This window comes from Stagnimonas sp. FW305-C-60 (genome assembly GCF_058782965.1).
This window is the reverse complement of record NZ_JBYSYF010000008.1, coordinates 95,142-110,972: the sequence shown is the minus strand read 5'-3', so window position 1 is coordinate 110,972 and position 15,831 is coordinate 95,142. Positions and strand designations below refer to the sequence as shown.

32 protein-coding genes are annotated in these 15,831 nt (G+C 62.0%); 31 read left to right on the top strand and 1 reads right to left on the bottom strand.

The window, feature by feature from the left end; translation table 11 throughout:
* The 29 genes from AC3WT6_RS16705 to rplQ form a co-directional block, all read left to right on the top strand.
* Positions 1–84 (top strand): EF-Tu C-terminal domain-related protein (locus AC3WT6_RS16705; RefSeq protein WP_492654633.1); only part of this gene is annotated, 84 nt, incomplete at its 5' end.
* Between the two features lie 109 nt (positions 85–193).
* Positions 194–511 (top strand): 30S ribosomal protein S10, encoded by a 318-nt coding sequence (gene rpsJ / locus AC3WT6_RS16700; protein WP_123211057.1) that lies wholly within the window; start codon positions 194–196, stop codon positions 509–511.
* A 16-nt stretch (positions 512–527) separates the two neighbouring features.
* Positions 528–1,178 carry a 50S ribosomal protein L3 gene (gene rplC / locus AC3WT6_RS16695; protein WP_492654735.1) on the top strand — a complete coding sequence of 217 codons (651 nt, stop codon included), beginning with the start codon at positions 528–530 and terminating at the stop codon, positions 1,176–1,178.
* Positions 1,179–1,194: 16 nt separating this feature from the next.
* Positions 1,195–1,797, top strand: a complete 603-nt coding sequence (gene rplD, locus AC3WT6_RS16690; protein WP_492654734.1) for a 50S ribosomal protein L4 — start codon at positions 1,195–1,197, stop codon at positions 1,795–1,797.
* A complete protein-coding gene (gene rplW, locus AC3WT6_RS16685) occupies positions 1,794–2,102 on the top strand; it encodes a 50S ribosomal protein L23 (RefSeq protein ID WP_492654733.1) in 309 nt (102 codons plus the stop codon). The genes rplD and rplW overlap by 4 nt, the downstream gene beginning before the upstream one ends.
* Before the next feature lie 23 nt (positions 2,103–2,125).
* A complete protein-coding gene (rplB, locus tag AC3WT6_RS16680) occupies positions 2,126–2,953 on the top strand; it encodes a 50S ribosomal protein L2 (protein WP_492654732.1) in 828 nt (275 codons plus the stop codon).
* 14 nt (positions 2,954–2,967) lie between these two features.
* A complete protein-coding gene (rpsS, locus tag AC3WT6_RS16675) occupies positions 2,968–3,237 on the top strand; it encodes a 30S ribosomal protein S19 (RefSeq protein WP_492654731.1) in 270 nt (89 codons plus the stop codon).
* A gap of 9 nt (positions 3,238–3,246) precedes the next feature.
* Positions 3,247–3,588, top strand: coding sequence for a 50S ribosomal protein L22 (rplV, locus tag AC3WT6_RS16670; protein WP_492654730.1), 342 nt, complete (start codon positions 3,247–3,249; stop codon positions 3,586–3,588).
* Positions 3,589–3,597: 9 nt separating this feature from the next.
* Positions 3,598–4,293: a 30S ribosomal protein S3 gene (gene rpsC / locus AC3WT6_RS16665; RefSeq protein WP_492654729.1), complete on the top strand. Its 696-nt coding sequence runs from the start codon at positions 3,598–3,600 to the stop codon at positions 4,291–4,293.
* Between the two features lie 18 nt (positions 4,294–4,311).
* The gene (gene rplP, locus AC3WT6_RS16660) at positions 4,312–4,725 is read left to right on the top strand and encodes a 50S ribosomal protein L16 (protein WP_123211049.1); all 414 of its coding nucleotides are present in this window, start codon (positions 4,312–4,314) and stop codon (positions 4,723–4,725) included.
* A gap of 10 nt (positions 4,726–4,735) precedes the next feature.
* Complete coding sequence (gene rpmC, locus AC3WT6_RS16655; RefSeq protein ID WP_492654728.1) at positions 4,736–4,945, top strand: 50S ribosomal protein L29; 210 nt, start codon at positions 4,736–4,738, stop codon at positions 4,943–4,945.
* Positions 4,942–5,217 (top strand): 30S ribosomal protein S17, encoded by a 276-nt coding sequence (gene rpsQ / locus AC3WT6_RS16650; protein ID WP_492654727.1) that lies wholly within the window; start codon positions 4,942–4,944, stop codon positions 5,215–5,217. Before rpmC ends, rpsQ begins: the two co-directional genes overlap by 4 nt.
* Positions 5,218–5,231: 14 nt before the next feature.
* The gene (gene rplN, locus AC3WT6_RS16645; protein WP_492654726.1) at positions 5,232–5,597 is read left to right on the top strand and encodes a 50S ribosomal protein L14; all 366 of its coding nucleotides are present in this window, start codon (positions 5,232–5,234) and stop codon (positions 5,595–5,597) included.
* Positions 5,598–5,610: 13 nt separating this feature from the next.
* Positions 5,611–5,919, top strand: coding sequence for a 50S ribosomal protein L24 (rplX, locus tag AC3WT6_RS16640; RefSeq protein ID WP_492654725.1), 309 nt, complete (start codon positions 5,611–5,613; stop codon positions 5,917–5,919).
* 12 nt (positions 5,920–5,931) lie between these two features.
* A complete protein-coding gene (rplE, locus tag AC3WT6_RS16635) occupies positions 5,932–6,471 on the top strand; it encodes a 50S ribosomal protein L5 (protein WP_492654724.1) in 540 nt (179 codons plus the stop codon).
* 16 nt (positions 6,472–6,487) lie between these two features.
* Entirely contained in the window at positions 6,488–6,793 is a 306-nt protein-coding gene (gene rpsN / locus AC3WT6_RS16630) for a 30S ribosomal protein S14 (RefSeq protein WP_492654723.1), read from the top strand.
* 75 nt (positions 6,794–6,868) lie between these two features.
* Positions 6,869–7,264 carry a 30S ribosomal protein S8 gene (gene rpsH, locus AC3WT6_RS16625; protein WP_492654722.1) on the top strand — a complete coding sequence of 132 codons (396 nt, stop codon included), beginning with the start codon at positions 6,869–6,871 and terminating at the stop codon, positions 7,262–7,264.
* Positions 7,265–7,276: 12 nt separating this feature from the next.
* A complete protein-coding gene (gene rplF, locus AC3WT6_RS16620; RefSeq protein WP_492654721.1) occupies positions 7,277–7,807 on the top strand; it encodes a 50S ribosomal protein L6 in 531 nt (176 codons plus the stop codon).
* A 23-nt stretch (positions 7,808–7,830) separates the two neighbouring features.
* Positions 7,831–8,184, top strand: coding sequence for a 50S ribosomal protein L18 (rplR, locus tag AC3WT6_RS16615; RefSeq protein WP_123211041.1), 354 nt, complete (start codon positions 7,831–7,833; stop codon positions 8,182–8,184).
* Positions 8,185–8,187: 3 nt separating this feature from the next.
* A complete protein-coding gene (gene rpsE / locus AC3WT6_RS16610) occupies positions 8,188–8,712 on the top strand; it encodes a 30S ribosomal protein S5 (protein ID WP_492654720.1) in 525 nt (174 codons plus the stop codon).
* A gap of 3 nt (positions 8,713–8,715) precedes the next feature.
* Positions 8,716–8,910 (top strand): 50S ribosomal protein L30, encoded by a 195-nt coding sequence (gene rpmD / locus AC3WT6_RS16605; protein ID WP_123211039.1) that lies wholly within the window; start codon positions 8,716–8,718, stop codon positions 8,908–8,910.
* Positions 8,911–8,917: 7 nt separating this feature from the next.
* Complete coding sequence (gene rplO, locus AC3WT6_RS16600) at positions 8,918–9,352, top strand: 50S ribosomal protein L15 (protein ID WP_492654719.1); 435 nt, start codon at positions 8,918–8,920, stop codon at positions 9,350–9,352.
* A gap of 50 nt (positions 9,353–9,402) precedes the next feature.
* Positions 9,403–10,782, top strand: a complete 1,380-nt coding sequence (gene secY, locus AC3WT6_RS16595) for a preprotein translocase subunit SecY (RefSeq protein ID WP_492654718.1) — start codon at positions 9,403–9,405, stop codon at positions 10,780–10,782.
* A 29-nt stretch (positions 10,783–10,811) separates the two neighbouring features.
* Positions 10,812–10,925: a 50S ribosomal protein L36 gene (gene rpmJ / locus AC3WT6_RS16590; RefSeq protein ID WP_123211036.1), complete on the top strand. Its 114-nt coding sequence runs from the start codon at positions 10,812–10,814 to the stop codon at positions 10,923–10,925.
* A 165-nt stretch (positions 10,926–11,090) separates the two neighbouring features.
* The gene (rpsM, locus tag AC3WT6_RS16585) at positions 11,091–11,462 is read left to right on the top strand and encodes a 30S ribosomal protein S13 (protein WP_492654717.1); all 372 of its coding nucleotides are present in this window, start codon (positions 11,091–11,093) and stop codon (positions 11,460–11,462) included.
* Positions 11,463–11,484: 22 nt separating this feature from the next.
* Positions 11,485–11,892, top strand: coding sequence for a 30S ribosomal protein S11 (rpsK, locus tag AC3WT6_RS16580; RefSeq protein WP_492654716.1), 408 nt, complete (start codon positions 11,485–11,487; stop codon positions 11,890–11,892).
* A gap of 23 nt (positions 11,893–11,915) precedes the next feature.
* Positions 11,916–12,536 carry a 30S ribosomal protein S4 gene (gene rpsD / locus AC3WT6_RS16575; protein WP_492654715.1) on the top strand — a complete coding sequence of 207 codons (621 nt, stop codon included), beginning with the start codon at positions 11,916–11,918 and terminating at the stop codon, positions 12,534–12,536.
* Positions 12,537–12,584: 48 nt separating this feature from the next.
* Complete coding sequence (locus AC3WT6_RS16570) at positions 12,585–13,559, top strand: DNA-directed RNA polymerase subunit alpha (protein ID WP_492654714.1); 975 nt, start codon at positions 12,585–12,587, stop codon at positions 13,557–13,559.
* A 23-nt stretch (positions 13,560–13,582) separates the two neighbouring features.
* Positions 13,583–13,966 carry a 50S ribosomal protein L17 gene (rplQ, locus tag AC3WT6_RS16565; protein ID WP_492654713.1) on the top strand — a complete coding sequence of 128 codons (384 nt, stop codon included), beginning with the start codon at positions 13,583–13,585 and terminating at the stop codon, positions 13,964–13,966.
* A gap of 281 nt (positions 13,967–14,247) precedes the next feature.
* Here rplQ and AC3WT6_RS16560 read toward each other — a convergent pair whose 3' ends face one another.
* Positions 14,248–14,463, bottom strand: a complete 216-nt coding sequence (locus AC3WT6_RS16560) for a transposase (protein WP_492654712.1) — start codon at positions 14,461–14,463, stop codon at positions 14,248–14,250.
* Positions 14,464–14,529: 66 nt separating this feature from the next.
* On the opposite strand from AC3WT6_RS16560, the gene AC3WT6_RS16555 reads away from it, so the two are divergent.
* Together AC3WT6_RS16555 and AC3WT6_RS16550 are read left to right on the top strand one after the other, a co-directional pair.
* A complete protein-coding gene (locus AC3WT6_RS16555; RefSeq protein WP_492654711.1) occupies positions 14,530–14,655 on the top strand; it encodes a hypothetical protein in 126 nt (41 codons plus the stop codon).
* Positions 14,656–14,978: 323 nt separating this feature from the next.
* Positions 14,979–15,500 (top strand): integrase core domain-containing protein, encoded by a 522-nt coding sequence (locus AC3WT6_RS16550; protein WP_492654736.1) that lies wholly within the window; start codon positions 14,979–14,981, stop codon positions 15,498–15,500.
* Positions 15,501–15,831 lie beyond the last annotated feature (331 nt).

Sequence of the window (15,831 nt, the reverse complement as noted above, 5' to 3'; positions counted from 1 at the left end):
GCGATGGAAGAGCAGGTCCGCTTCGCCATCCGTGAAGGCGGTCGTACCGTCGGCGCCGGCGTGGTGACCAAGATCCTCGCGTAAAAATAATTCCTCGCAATTGACCGCGAGGCTGTTGTAACAACGGAAGGGCGTCGATATAATTCGCGCCCTTTCGCGTTACCACCCTGTTCTTTAAGACCTGAGTGTGAGCATGGCCGCAACCAGCCAATCAATCCGTATCCGACTCAAGGCGTTCGATCATCGTCTGATCGACAAGTCCGCCAAAGAGATCGTCGAGACCGCGAAGCGCACCGGTGCTGTTGTCCGTGGCCCGATTCCTCTGCCCACACGCAAGGAGCGCTTCACCATCCTGGTGTCCCCTCACGGTGACAAGGATGCTCGCGACCAGTACGAACTGCGTACCCACAAGCGCCTGATGCAGATCGTGGAGCCGACGGAAAAGACCGTCGATGCTCTCTCGAAGCTGGATCTGCCGGCGGGCGTGGAAGTCCAGATCAGCCTCAACTGAGCCTGGAGAAGACATCATGACTAATACTGTCTCCCGTCTCGGTCTGGTCGGTCGCAAGGCTGGCATGACCCGCGTATTCACCGAAGCTGGTGAGTCGATCCCGGTCACCGTGATCGAGTGCGCGCCCAACCGCATCACCCAGGTCAAGACCGTTGAAACCGACGGTTACCGCGCTGTGCAGGTCACTGCCGGCACGGTCAAGGCTTCCCGTCTGAACAAGGCGGAGGCCGGCCACTACAAGAAGGCTGGCGTCGAGGCCGGTCGGACGCTGGTGGAGTTCCGCCTGCAGGACGACGAGGGTGCGGAGTTCGCCCCCGGTGCCGAGCTGAAGGTCGAGCTGTTTGCCGACGTCAAGTCGGTCGACGTGCTCGGCACCACCCAGGGTAAGGGCTTCGCCGGCTGGCAGAAGCGCCACAACTTTGGTGGTGGCCGTGCGACCCACGGTAACTCGCTGTCGCATCGCATGCCCGGTTCTATCGGTCAGCGTCAGTCCCCCGGCAAGGTCTGGAAGGGCAAGCCGATGGCGGGTCACATGGGTTCCAAGCAGGCGTCCGCGCTCAACCTCGATGTGGTCAAGATCGACGGCGAGCGCAACCTGATCCTGGTCAAGGGCGCAGTCCCTGGCTACGCCGGCGGCGAAGTCATCGTCCGTCCGACGGTCAAGTAAAGCGAGCGAGTCCTTCATGGAACTGAAAACCAACAAGGGCGAATCCGTAACGGTGTCTGACACCGTGTTCGGCGCCGAATACAACGAGCCGCTGGTTCACCAGATCGTCACCGCCTACATGGCGGCCGGTCGTGCCGGCACCAAGGCCCAGAAGTCCAAGGCGGAAGTTTCCGGCGGCGGCAAGAAGCCCTGGAAGCAGAAGGGCACCGGTCGTGCCCGTGCCGGCTCCATCCGTAGCCCGCTGTGGCGCGGTGGTGGCAAGACTTTCGCGGCCAAGCCGCGCGATTTCGCGCAGAAGGTCAACAAGAAGATGTATCGCGGCGCCATCCGTTCGATCGTCTCGGAGCTGTCCCGCCAGGGTCACCTGGTGCTGGCCGACAGCTTCAGTGTCGAGGCGCCGAAGACCCAGTCCCTGCTGGCCAAGCTGGCGGAAGTGGGCGGTAACGACATCCTGTTGGTGACTGAGGCGGTGGACAAGAATCTGTACCTGTCCGCTCGCAACATCCCGCGTGTCGCGGTGTGCGACGTCGAGGCCCTGAATCCCGTTGCGCTGCTGCGCCACGAGAAGGTGCTGTTCACTCGCGAAGCCGTGAAGAAACTCGAGGCTTGGCTGGCATGAACGTCGAACGCATCCATCAGATCATTCTCGCGCCGGTAGTTTCCGAAAAGGCCACCCGCGTCGCCGAAAAGCGCAACCAGGCTGTGTTCAAGGTTGCCCTCGACGCCGACAAGCCCGAGATCAAGGAAGCCGTCGAGAAGCTCTTCAACGTCAAGGTGTCTGCTGTCCAGACCCTGGTGGTGAAGGGCAAGAGCAAGCGCTTTGGCCGTTTTGAAGGCAAGCGCTCCGACTGGAAGAAGGCTTATGTGACGCTCGCCGAAGGTCAGGAAATTGATTTCCTGGCCGGCGCGGCGCCGCAGGCCTAAGGCACTAGAAGAGAGATCCAGCCATGCTGATCCAGCTCAAGCCGACCTCCCCCGGTCGCCGCCACCAGGTCAAGGTGGTGCATCCGCATCTCCATAAGGGCGCCGCCTACGGCCCCCTGCTGGAGTCGCAGAGCAACAAGGGTGGCCGTAACAACAACGGCCACATCACCACCCGTCACAAGGGCGGCGGCCACAAGCAGGCCTATCGCCTGGTGGACTTCAAGCGCAACAAGGATGGCATCCCGGCCAAGGTCGAGACCATCGAATACGATCCCAACCGTACCGCGCACATCGCGCTGGTGCTGTTTGCCGATGGCGAGCGTCGTTACATCATTGCGCCCAAGGGGCTGTCGGTGGGTGACACCGTGCAGTCCGGCTCCGATGCGCCGATCAAGGCCGGCAACGTCCTGCCGCTGCGCAATATCCCGGTGGGCTCGACCATTCACTGCATCGAAATGCGTCCTGGCAAGGGTGCGCAGATCGCCCGCTCCGCCGGCGCCGCCGTGCAGTACGTGGCCCGTGAAGGCGACTACGTGACCCTGCGCCTGCGCTCCGGCGAAATGCGCAAGGTGCACAACGAATGCCGCGCCGCCATCGGCGAAGTCAGCAACAACGAGCACAACCTGCGCCAGTACGGCAAGGCCGGCGCCAAGCGCTGGAAGGGCATCCGCCCGACCGTGCGCGGTGTCGTGATGAACCCGGTCGACCACCCGCACGGTGGTGGTGAGGGCAAGTCCGGCCAGGGTAATCCGCATCCGGTTAGCCCCTGGGGCCAGAAGGCCAAGGGTCTCAAGACCCGCAAGAACAAGCGCACGCAGCAGTTCATCGTGCGTAGCCGCCACAAGAAGTAATTGAGAGAACGACCATGCCGCGTTCCGTAAAGAAGGGCCCGTTTATCGATCATCACCTGATGAAAAAGGTGACTGATGTCAGCGGTTCCCGAGTCAAGAAGCCGATCAAGACCTGGTCGCGCCGTTCCATGATCACGCCCGAGTTCGTGGGCCTGACCCTGCAAGTCCACAACGGCAAGCAGCACATGCCGGTGTTTGTGACCGACAACATGATCGGCCACAAGCTGGGCGAGTTCTCGCCGACCCGGACCTTCAAGGGTCACGGCGGCGACAAGAAAGCCTAAGGGAGCGCCATGAACACGCAAGCCGTTCTGAGATTCGTGCGTTTGTCCCCGCAGAAGTCGCGCCTGGTGGCCGACCTCGTGCGCGGCAAGCCGGTCGCCGAAGCCGTCAACATCCTGAAGTTCTCCCAGCAGAAGCCGGCCCGCATCATTCTCAAGGTGCTGGAGTCCGCGATCGCCAATGCCGAGAACAACTTCGGCGCTGACGTTGATGAGCTGAAGGTGAAGGAAATCTTCGTCGACAAGGGCCCGGTGCTGAAGCGCGTTATGCCGCGCGCCAAGGGCCGCGCCGACCGCATCGTCAAGCCGACGTCGCACATCACCATTCGTGTTTCTGACGGCAAGGCGGCGTAAGGAATAGTCATGGGCCATAAAGTAAACCCCAACGGTTTCCGTCTCGGCATCACCACCGGCTGGACCTCCAACTGGTACGCCGAGAAGGGTGCCTACGCCGAAACCCTGCAGAAGGACATGGCGGTTCGCGCCTTCCTGTTCAAAAAGCTCGCGGCCGCTTCGGTCAGCAAGGTGAAGATCGACCGCCCGGCGAAGTCCGCGCGCGTCACCATTTTCACCGCGCGTCCCGGCATCGTGATCGGCAAGAAGGGCGAGGACATCGAGAAGCTGAAGGCTGAAGTCGCTTCCAAGATGGGTCTCAAGACCGACTCCGTGCACATCTCGGTGGAGGAGATCCGCAAGCCGGAGCTCGATGCCAAGCTGGTTGCCGAGTCCGTCGCCCAGCAGTTGGAGCGTCGCATCATGTTCCGCCGCGCGATGAAGCGCGCGGTGCAGAACGCCATGCGCATCGGTGCCGGCGGCATCAAGATTCAGCTCGGTGGCCGTCTGAACGGTGCCGAAATCGCCCGCGTCGAGTGGTACCGCGAAGGTCGCGTGCCGCTACACACCCTGCGCGCTCATGTGGACTACAACACCGCTGAAGCCAAGACCACCTACGGGGTGATCGGCGTCAAGGTGTGGGTCTACACCGGCGAAGTGTTCGAGCTCGAACAAGCTCGCGGCCACGGCAAGAAAGACGAAGCCACCGAGGCCGTCGCGGCCTAAGGCTTAAGGAGCATTCCCATGATGCAGCCCAAGCGGACCAAATTCCGCAAACAACAGAAAGGCCGTAACCGCGGATTGGCGCAGAACGGTAACAAGGTGAGCTTCGGCGAATTCGGCCTGAAGAGCTCCGAGTGGGGCGCGTTGACCGCCCGCCAGATCGAAGCCGCTCGCCGTGTCATCACCCGTTACGTAAAGCGCGGCGGCAAGATGTGGATCCGCGTGTTTCCCGACGTGCCGGTAACCCGTAAGCCCCTGGAAGTTCGCATGGGCTCCGGCAAGGGTAACGTCGAGTGGTGGGTTGCCAAGGTGCAGCCCGGCAAGATGATTTACGAATTGGATGGTGTCACCGAAACCGAAGCTCGCGAGGCCTTCCGCCTTGCCGCAGCGAAGTTGCCGGTGAAGACCTCCTTCGTCCAGCGCACCATCATGTGATGTGACCGCCATGAAGAAGAACAGCGAAAAGATGAAGGAACTGCTCGCCAAGTCGGCGGCGCAGCTCAACGAGGAACTGGCCTCGCTCCGTAAGGAGCAGTTCAACCTGCGCATGCAGGCTGCTCTCGGCCAGCCCACCAAGTCCCACCTCGTCCGCGAGGCGCGCAAGAGCATTGCCCGCCTCAAGACCGTGATGACCCAGCAGGCGAACGCGAAATGAGCGAGCAGACCACCACCGCGACCAAGCCGGAGCGCCGCATTGTCGGCCGCGTGACCAGCAACAAGATGGCGAAAACCATCACTGTGCTGGTCGAGCGTCAGGTCAAGCACCCGCTCTACGGCAAGTACGTGCGCAAGAGCAGCAAGCTCCACGCCCACGACGAGAACAACGAGTGCAACGAGGGCGATCTGGTCGCCATCGTCGAAACCCGTCCGCTGTCCCGCAGCAAGCACTTCAAGTTGATCGAAGTGCTTGAGAAAGCGCACGGCTAAGGAGGCTCACAGCCATGCTTCAGCAAGAATCATTTCTGGTCGCCGCTGACAACAGCGGCGCCAAGCTGGTCCAGGTGATCCAGGTCAAGGGTTCCACCTACCGCCGCTACGCCATGGTTGGTGACATCGTAAAGGTCACCGTCAAGGATGCGATTCCGCGCGGCAAGGTGAAGAAGGGCGAGGTCCACGACGCCGTGGTCGTCCGCACCCGTCATCCGATTCGCCGTAACGACGGCTCCGCCATCCGTTTCGATACCAACGCGGCGGTGCTCATCACCACCAAGATGGAGCCGATCGGCACCCGTATCTTTGGACCCGTGACGCGCGAACTGCGCGAGCGGTTCATGAAGATCGTGTCCCTGGCGCCGGAAGTGATCTGAAGGACGATTAGCCATGAACAAGATCAAGAAGGGCGACGACGTGATCGTCACCACCGGCAAGGACAAGGGCAAGCGCGGCACCGTTTCGCAGGTGCTGGAAGGCAAGCTCGTTGTTTCCGGCATCAACGTTGCCAAGAAGCACCAGAAAGGCAATCCCAACGCCGGTGTCGCGGGCGGCATCGTCGAGAAGGAACTGCCGATCGATATTTCCAACGTGCAGCTGTTCAACCCCAAGTCGGGCAAAGGCGAGCGCGTCGGCTTCCGTGTTGAAGGCGGCAAGAAGGTTCGTTTCTTCAAGTCCAGCAAAGAACTGGTGGGCTAAAGGATTTCTCCGATGACTCCGAATTTCCAGACGCTGTACCAGGAAAAAATTGCCACCGAGCTGAAGACCAAGCTCGGCTGCAATGCCATGGCGGTGCCCCGCATCAAGAAGATCACTCTCAACATGGGCGTCGGCGAGACCACCCAGGACAAGAAGGTGATCGAGAACGCGTTGGCCGACATGACCGCGATCGCCGGCCAGAAGCCGGTGATCACCAAGTCCAAGATCGCCATCAGCAACTTCAAGATCCGCGAGAACTATCCCGTGGGCGTGAAGGTGACCCTGCGCCGCGAGCGCATGTGGGAATTCCTGGAGCGTCTGGTGTGCGTGGCGCTGCCGCGTATCCGTGACTTCCGCGGCCTGTCGCCGAAGGGTTTCGATGGCGCCGGCAATTACAATTTTGGCATCACCGAACAGATCATCTTTCCGGAAATCGAGTACGAAAAGGTTGACGCCCTGCGCGGTATGAACATCACCATCACCACCAGCGCCAAGACCGATGCCGAAGGCAAAGCGCTGCTGGAAGCCTTCCAGTTTCCGTTCCGCAAGTAAGACCAGGTAAAGACTCATGGCCAAGACCAGCATGATCAACCGCGAGGTCAAGCGGAAGAAGCTCGCCAAGCGTTACACCAAGAAGCGCATCGAGCTGAAGAAAGTGATCGCCAACGAAAGCGTCGGCTACGACGAGAAGCAGGCCGCCGTGGTCGCTCTCCAGAAGCTGCCGCGCGACTCCGCCAAGACCCGCCAGCGCAACCGCTGCGCGATCACTGGCCGTCCGCGTGGCGTCTACGCCAAGTTTGGTCTGGCCCGCCACAAGCTGCGCGAAGCGATGATGCGTGGCGAAGTCCCGGGCTTGAAGAAGGCCAGCTGGTAAGCAGTAATCCGTATTGCCGGCTCGCGGCATCCTGTCGCGAGCCGTTTGTTTCAAACCGACCGAAGAAGATTTGATATGAGCATCAACGATCCTATCGGCGACTTTCTGACCCGTATCCGTAATGGTCAGCAGGCGCGCAAGAAGTACATCGTCTCCCCTTCGTCCAAGGCGCGCGAAGCGGTGGCCGCGGTCCTGAAGGACGAGGGCTACATTGCCGACTACACGGTTACCGCCGACGGCAACAAGAAGACCATGTCCGTCACCCTCAAGTATTTTGCCGGCAAGCCGGTGATCGAGCGTCTGGTGCGCGTCAGCACCCCGTCCTTGCGCGTCTACAAGGGCAAGGACGAGCTGCCGAAGGTCCTTGGCGGCCTCGGCGTGGCGATCATTTCCACCCCCAAGGGTGTGCTTTCCGATCGCAAGGCCCGGGCTGAAGGCCAGGGCGGCGAAATCATCTGCCTCGTGGCGTAAGGAGAGACCCCCATGTCACGCGTCGCAAAAAATCCCATCAAGCTGCCGGCCGGTGTGCAGCTGACCACCGCCGGTGGTGTTGCCACCGTCAAGGGCGCCAAGACCACCCTGACCCTGCCGCTGCCAGCCGGCATCGCGGTGGACGTCCAGGGCGATGTCGCCACCATCAGCGCCGAGTCGATCAAGTCCAACAACATGCTCGCGGGCACCATGCGCGCGCTGTTGAACAACATGGTGATCGGCGTCACCAAGGGTTACGAGATCAAGCTGCAGCTGGTGGGCGTCGGTTACCGCGCCGCCATGAAGGGCAAGCTGCTCGATCTTCAGGTGGGCCTCTCGCACCCGGTGAACTATCCGGTGCCGGAAGGCATCTCGGTGGAAACCCCCACTCAGACCGAAATCGTCATCAAGGGCGCCGACAAGCGCCTGGTTGGTCAGGTGGCCGCCGACATCCGCAGCTACCGCGAGCCGGAACCCTATAAGGGCAAGGGCGTGCGGTACTCGGATGAGAAGGTCATCCTCAAAGAAGCGAAGAAGAAGTAAGTCTGGGCACCTGGTAAACGAACATGAGCACCGACAAGAAATCCGTCCGTCTGCGCCGCGCGCGCCGGACGCGTGCGAAGATCACCCAGCTGGGCGCGCACCGCCTGACGGTTCACCGCACGCCGCAGCACATCTATGCCCAGATCATCTTCGAAGGCAAGACCCTGATCGCCGCTTCGACGGTGGAGAAGGACGTGGCCTCGGGCCTGGAAGGCACCGGCAACGTCGACGCCGCCAAGAAGGTGGGCGCCACCATCGCCGAGCGCGCCAAGAGCGCCGGCATCGTCAAGGTGGCTTTCGACCGTTCCGGTTTTCAGTATCACGGCCGCATCAAGGCGCTGGCCGAAGCCGCGCGTGAAGCCGGCCTGGAGTTCTAAATCATGGCTACCAACTATCAGAACACGCAGGGCGACGACGGCCAGGGCGGCGATCTCAAGGAGAAGCTGGTTGCCACCAACCGCGTTTCCAAGACCGTCAAGGGCGGCAAGCACTTCAGCTTCACCGCGCTGACCGTGGTCGGCGACGGCGCCGGCCGCGTTGGCTTCGGCTACGGCAAGGCTCGTGAAGTGCCGCAGGCGATCAGCAAGGCGATGGATCAGGCTCGCAAGAACATGGTCACCGTGCCTCTGCGCGGCCACACCATCCAGCACGAAGTGATCGGCACCCATGGCGCCACCCGCGTGCTGCTGCGCCCGGCCTCCGACGGTACCGGTGTCATCGCCGGTGGCGCCATGCGCCCGATGTTCGAGGTCGCTGGCGTGCAGAACGTGCTGGCCAAGACCTACGGCTCACGCAACGCCATGAACGTGGTGCGTGCCACCGTCGATGCCATCAAGAAGATGAGCATGCCTTCCGAGATTGCCGCCAAGCGTGGCAAGACGGTTGAAGAGATCCTGGGGGCCTAAGCCATGACCGCTACCACCAAGCAGATCAAGGTCACGCTGGTTCGCAGCCTGGCCGCGCAGCTGAAGATGCACCGCAATTGCGTGAACGGCCTTGGCCTGACCCGCATGCACCAGTCCGTGATCGTGTCGGCCACCCCGGAAAACCTGGGCATGGTCAACAAGTCGCGCTTCATGCTGAAAGTCGAAGAAGTGAATTGAGACAGCCATGAAACTGAACACCATCAAGCCCGCCAAGGGCTCCAAGCCGGCCAAGATCCGCGTTGGTCGCGGCATTGGTTCCGGCTTTGGTAAGACTGCCGGTCGCGGCCACAAGGGTCAGCGCGCTCGTTCGGGCGGCTACCACAAGGTCGGTTTCGAAGGCGGCCAGATGCCGATCCAGCGTCGTCTGCCCAAGCGTGGCTTCAAGTCCCCGCTCAAGGGTCTGACCGCGGAAGTGCGTCTGTCCGAGATCGAGAAGCTGACCGCCACCGAGATCGACCTCGCCGTGCTCAAGGCCGAAGGCGTGGTGGATGCCGGCGCGCAGACCGCCAAGCTGGTGAAGTCCGGCACGCTGAGCCGCAAGGTCAGCTTCAAGGGCGTGCTTGCCACCAAGGGCGCCCGTGAAGCGGTGACCGCCGCTGGCGGCAGCTTCGCCGAATAAGCCGCACGTTTCTCCTAAGCCTCCACCGAACGCGTTCGACCGAGTAGACCATGGCAACTCAGCAAGCCACCGGGATGATGCCGGATCTCTCCAAGATGGGAGAGGTTCGCAATCGTCTGCTGTTCCTGCTGGGCGCGCTGGTGGTGTACCGCATTGGCTCCTACATTCCGGTGCCGGGCATCGATCCGGGCAAGCTGGCGGCGCTGTTCAGCCAGCAGAAGGGCACCATCCTAGACATGTTCAACATGTTCTCGGGCGGTGCGCTGTCTCGCTTGTCGATCTTCGCCCTGGGTGTGATGCCCTACATCTCGGCCTCCATCATCGTCCAGCTGATGGCCGCCGCGGTGCCGCAGCTCAAGGAACTGAAGAAGGAAGGCGAGGCTGGCCGTCGCAAGCTAACCCGTTACACGCGCTTCGGCACCCTGGGCTTGGCCATTTTCCAGTCGGTCGGTGCCGCCACCGCCTTGCAGAAGAGTGGCGTGGCGCTGTTCCCGGGCTTCGGCTTCGTGTTTGTTGCCGCGGTTTCGCTGGTGACCGGCACCATGTTCCTGATGTGGCTGGGTGAGCAGATCACCGAACGCGGCGTCGGCAACGGCATGTCGATGATCATCTTCGCTGGCATCGTCGCGGGCCTGCCGCGTGCCCTGGGTGCTACCGCGCAGCTGGTGAGCGAAGGCTCGCTCAACGCCTTTGTGGTGATCGTGATGTTCGCGCTGGTTGGCCTGGTGACCTGGGCGGTGGTCTTTGTGGAGCGTGCCCAGCGCCGCATTCCGGTGCACCATGCCCGCAGACAGCAGGGGCGCAAGCTGTTCGCTGCCCAGACCCAGCATCTGCCGCTGAAGCTGAACATGTCCGGCGTGATCCCGCCGATCTTCGCCTCGTCGATCATCCTGTTCCCAGCTTCTATCGTCAGCTTCTTTGGCGATGGCGAAGCCGGCAGCTTCCTGCAGCGCTTGGCCAATGCCCTGTCGCCTGGGCAGGCGCTGCACTCGGTGCTGTATGGCGCGATGATCATCTTCTTCTGCTTCTTCTATACGGCGCTGGTGTTTGATTCCCGCGAAACCGCTGAAAACCTGAAGAAGTCGGGCGCGATCATTCCCGGTGTGCGTCCCGGTGTGCAGACCGGCCGCTACATCGACCAGGTGCTGACCCGCCTGACCGTGGCTGGCGCGATCTACATCACCGCCATCTGTCTGCTGCCGGAAATGCTGATCGCCAAGTGGTCGGTGCCCTTCGCTTTTGGTGGCACCTCCCTGCTGATCACCGTGGTGGTGGTGATGGACTTCATGGCGCAGCTGCAGGCGCATTTGATGTCCCATCAGTACGAGGGCCTGCTCAAGAAGCAGAACCTCAAGTCTCTCGGCAAGGGTGCCGAGGGCAAGGCTGAGCCGAAAACTCCTAGTCGTCCGGGCGCGCTGCGCCAGGGCTAATAGCAACAACGTCGTCAAGAGATAGAGCCATGAAAGTCCGTGCATCCGTCAAGAAAATGTGCCGCAACTGCAAGGTGGTGCGCCGCAATGGGGTCGTGCGGGTGATCTGCTCCGACCTGCGTCACAAGCAGCGTCAGGGCTAAGGCCACCGCGGCTCGGCTGGGTCGGCCCGAATGGGTTGAACTGGCCACCGGCGAGGGTAAGAGATTCAGCTGTGCCGGCGATGCCAAGGGCGTTGCCGTTTGAATAAGTCAAGAGTTTTCTTTACAATCCGCGCCCTTTTATTTGGCGCTTGAAGGAAGTCGAACATGGCACGTATCGCGGGCGTCAATGTCCCCGACAAGAAGCACACGGTGATCGCGCTTCAGTCGATCTATGGCATCGGCGCGACCCGGTCCAAGAAGATCTGCGAAGCGACGGGCATCGACCCGTCGGTTCAGATCAAGAGTCTGACCGAGGCCGAGCTCGACAAGCTGCGTGCCGAAATCGGCAAGTACATCGTCGAAGGCGATCTGCGCCGCGAAGTGTCGATGAGCATCAAGCGGCTGATCGACATGGGCTGCTACCGCGGCACGCGTCATCGTCGTGGCCTGCCGGTCCGGGGCCAGCGTACCCGTACCAACGCCCGTACCCGCAAGGGTCCGCGTAAGGCGACTGTCGCCTCCAACAAGAAGTCGTAACCAGTCAGTTTAAGGACGCCCTATGGCCGCCCCACAATCCGCCGCAGCTGCCGCTGCCGCCAAGCGCAAGAAGGTTAAGAAGAACGTTAGCGATGCAGTCGTGCATGTGCACGCGTCGTTCAACAACACCATCGTGCTCATCACCGACCGCCAGGGCAACGCCCTGTCTTGGTCGACGGCCGGTTCCTGCGGCTTCAAGGGCTCGCGCAAATCCACGCCCTTCGCCGCCGGCGTTGCCGCCGAACGTGCCGCGACCGCGGCTGCCGAGCATGGCGTGAAGACGGTGGAAGTGCTGGTCAAGGGCCCCGGCCCGGGCCGCGAGTCCGCGGTGCGCGCCCTGAACGCGGCTGGCTTCAAGGTGACCAACATCTCCGACGTCACCCCGATCCCCCACAACGGCTGCCGTCCGGCCAAGCGTCGCCGCGTCTAAGGCCCAGGTAACAGGAATCGATCATGGCTCGTTATATCGGCCCCAAGTGCAAGCTGTCCCGCCGTGCCGGCACCGACCTGCTGCTCAAGTCGCGCGCCCGCAGTCTGGAAACCAAGTGCAAGCTGGAAACCCGCCCCGGTCAGCACGGCGCGGCGAAGACCCGCCTCTCGGACTACGCTCTGCAGCTCGCTGAAAAGCAGAAGCTCAAGCGCATGTACGGAGTGCTGGAGCGCCAGTTCCGCAACTACTACCTCAAGGCCACCACCGCCAAGGGCGCTACCGGTCTGAATCTGGTGCACTTCCTGGAAGCGCGCCTGGACAATGTTGTCTACCGCATGGGCTTCGCCTCCACTCGCGCCGAGGCCCGTCAGCTGGTTGGCCACAAGTCGGTGGAAGTCAACGGCAAATCGGTCAACATCCCGTCTTACCAGGTTGCGGTTGGCGACGTGGTCTCGATCCGCGAGAAGTCGCGCAACCAGACCCGCATCGCCTCTTCTCTGGCACTGGCCGCCCAGGGCGGACTGCCGGAGTGGCTGGACGTCGACGAGAAGGGTCTCAAGGGCACCTTCAAATCCCTGCCGGAGCGCAGCCAGATCCTGCCGGACATCAACGAAAACCTAGTGGTCGAGTTGTACTCCAAGTAAGCGATAGCCGCCGCACCGGTTTTCTAAGAATTTTCTAGAGGTCATCCCATGCAGGGTATCGTCAACGATTTGCTCAAACCGCGTAACGTCGAGGTCGAACAGCTCGGTCCGAACCATGCGCGCGTTTCCCTAGAACCGCTGGAGCGTGGCTTCGGCCACACCCTCGGCAATGCGCTGCGGCGCATCCTGCTGTCCTCCATCCCCGGCGCGGCGATCACCGAAGTCCAGATTGAAGGCGTGGTTCACGAGTACAGCGCGGTTGAGGGCGTGCAGGAAGACGTGCTCGACGTGCTGCTGAACCTCAAGAACGTCGCCATCCGCATGCACTCGCGTGACAGCGCGACCCTGACCCTGTCGAAGTCCGGCAAGGGCCCAGTGACCGCCGGCGACATCCAGCTCGATCACGACATCGAGATCGTCAACCCGGAGCTGGTGATCGCCAACCTCACGGGCGGCAAGCTGAACATGACTCTGCGCGTGACCCGTGGCCGTGGCTACCAGCCCGCCCTGGCGCGTCCGGAAGAAGAGGGCGTGGGCATCGGAATGCTCAAGCTCGACGCTTCCTACAGCCCGGTTCGTCGGGTCAGCTACTCGGTGGAGCGCGCTCGCGTCGAGCAGCGCACTGACTTGGACAAGCTGATCCTCGACATCGACACCAATGGCGGTGTCGATGCCGCTGAAGCGGTGCGCCAGGCTGCCCGCATTCTGCGTGACCAGCTCACCATCTTCGTCGGCCTCGAAGCCGAAGAGACCGTGGCGGTCGCCGGTGGCAAGAAGGATCTCAGCCCCATCCTGTTCCGCCCAATCGACGAGCTGGAACTGGGCGTGCGCTCGACCAACTGCCTCAAGGCCGAAAACATCTACTACATCGGCGATCTGGTGCAGCGCACCGAGACCCAGCTGATGAAGACGCCGAACCTCGGCAAGAAGTCGCTCAACGAGATCAAGGAAGCCCTCAAGGGTCACGATCTCGACTTGGGCATGAAGCTCGACAACTGGTCGTCGCCGAAAGCCTCGGCCTAAGCCATAAGACTGGAATCTAAGCCATGCGCCACAAAGTCTCCGGCCGCCGCCTCGGCCGCACCACCGCCCACCGCAAGGCCACCATGCAGAACATGGTTGCCTCCCTGATTCAGCACGAGCTGATCCAGACGACCGTCCCCAAGGCCAAGGAACTGCGCCGCGAGATCGAGCCGCTGATCACCCGCGCCAAGGAAGACTCGCTGCACAACCGCCGCATCGCGTTCGACCGCCTGCGCAACCGCGACGCCGTCCAGAAGCTGTTCTTGGATCTCGGACCGCGCTTCAGTAAGCGCCCGGGTGGCTACTTGCGCATCCTGCGCTGCGGCTTCCGTGCCGGTGACAACGCTCCCATGGCGTATGTGGAACTGGTTGACCGCCCGGTCGCTGCCAGTGCGGAAGCCAACTAGCTTCTCGTTTGCGTAACGAAAGGGCGCCTGCAGGCGCCCTTTTTTGTTTTGGAGGCGTGGTTGTCTGTTTCAAATGTACTTCGGTCGAGATAGTGGGGGCTGGAAAGCACCATACTGCTGACTGACGTCCTGGATGCGTCCCGCCAGCTCCCGGTCTCGGCCAGGCCGCTTCAGGCCATACCGCTACACGGATCGGGACAGGCCCAATCCCCGTGCCGTTGCTCGTTTGGATAGCCCCCGGCTCATCAGCCGCGCCAGTGCAGACCGGCGCTGCTCCGGGGTCAGAATCTTTCCTTGGCGATCTCCCGCAGGCCTTCGACCACCGAGAGCTGCTCAGCCAGCATTCGCTTGAGCTTGGCGTTTTCCGATTCCAGGGTCTTCAGCCGACGGGCGTCAGAGACTTCCATGCCGCCGTACTTGGTTTTCCAGCGGTAGAACGTCTGCTCGGAAAACCCGTGCTTGCGACACAGCTCCTTGGCCGGCATCTCATATGCCACCCCTGCAGCCATTGCTGGCCAAATTAGGGTGTCCACAAAATCCTGAAAACTCCAAAGTACGCAGGCATGGACATTGCCCAGCTTCAGCGCCTGAAGGTGTTGGAAAGCGAGAAGGCCAAGCTCAAGAAGATGTATGCCGAACTGGCGCTGGTGCATCACGCGCTGCAGGACGTCGTCTTAAAAAAGCTCTGAGCCAGGCAAAACGCATGGAGCCGTGCCTGGCGATGAAAGAGAACCATGGAGTGAGTTTGTGATTGGCCTGTGAGGCGCTGCGGCTATCGCGGGCCGCACCGTATTACCGATCCCGTCGGCCGGATGACACGCCGGTGATTGAGGCCATCTCGGCTTATATAGCGGCCAATCCCGGTCAGGGCTTCTTCCTGCTGCAGCGGACCTTTCGCCGCGAAGGTAGCACCTGGGGCAAGTCGCGGCTCTGACGGGTCTATTGCGAGTTGCGGCTCAATCTGCCCCGACGTGGCAAGCGCCCGCTGCCGGAACGGGTCCGTGACCGGCTGGTGGTGCCCGCAGCCCCAAACCAGACCTGGTCGGCGGACTCCATGGCCGTTGCGCTTTGGTCAGGCCGTCGCTTCCGCACCTTCAACGCCATCGACGACTTCAACCGCGAATCGCTGCGCATCGAGATCGATACCTACCTAGCCTCACTCCGAGTGATCCGAGCGCTCGATGAGCTGGTCGAGATTCGCGGTACGCCGCAGCGGCTTCGCCTGGACAACGGACCCGAGCCGATCAGCCAGCTTCTGCATCAGCGGGCGAATACGCATCGCGCCGAACTCGTCCGCATCCGGCCGGGCAAGCCCACCCAGAACGCCTACATCGAACGATTCAATCGCACGCTGCGAACCGAAGCGCTCGACCGCTACGTCTTCACCATCCTCAGCGAAGTCCGACGCATGACCGCCGACAGGCGGCACCGCCGCAACCACCACCGGCTGCATCGCAGTCTCGGCCGCCTTCCGCCCGTCGCCTACGCACAGGCGCAATCACCCACAAGCTCTACCTCAGACTGTCTTCAATAAACGAGGTCGCTACAACTTCTCTGACCGCCGCAGCGGCGCTCGACGACCTGACGAACAGCCTCTGCTTAAATCCGGCGCAAATTTCCGGGTACTCATAACACTTTTTCCTGTGCTCAGAGCATAGGCGCGAAATGCCTATGGAGCCCGGGGGCGTCCAGTCCAGATTTTCTATCAATGGCCGTTACGGCTGCCGGGGCTGGTCATCTGTCAGCCCAAAGGTTTTATGGCAGGCCTCAGCGGAGGCTAGCTCAAGCGCCGCCGGTCGAGTTCGTCGAAATGGATGTTCCGGGCAAGGATTTTGCTGTTCGCTACCTACCAAGCTGGTCTGCGC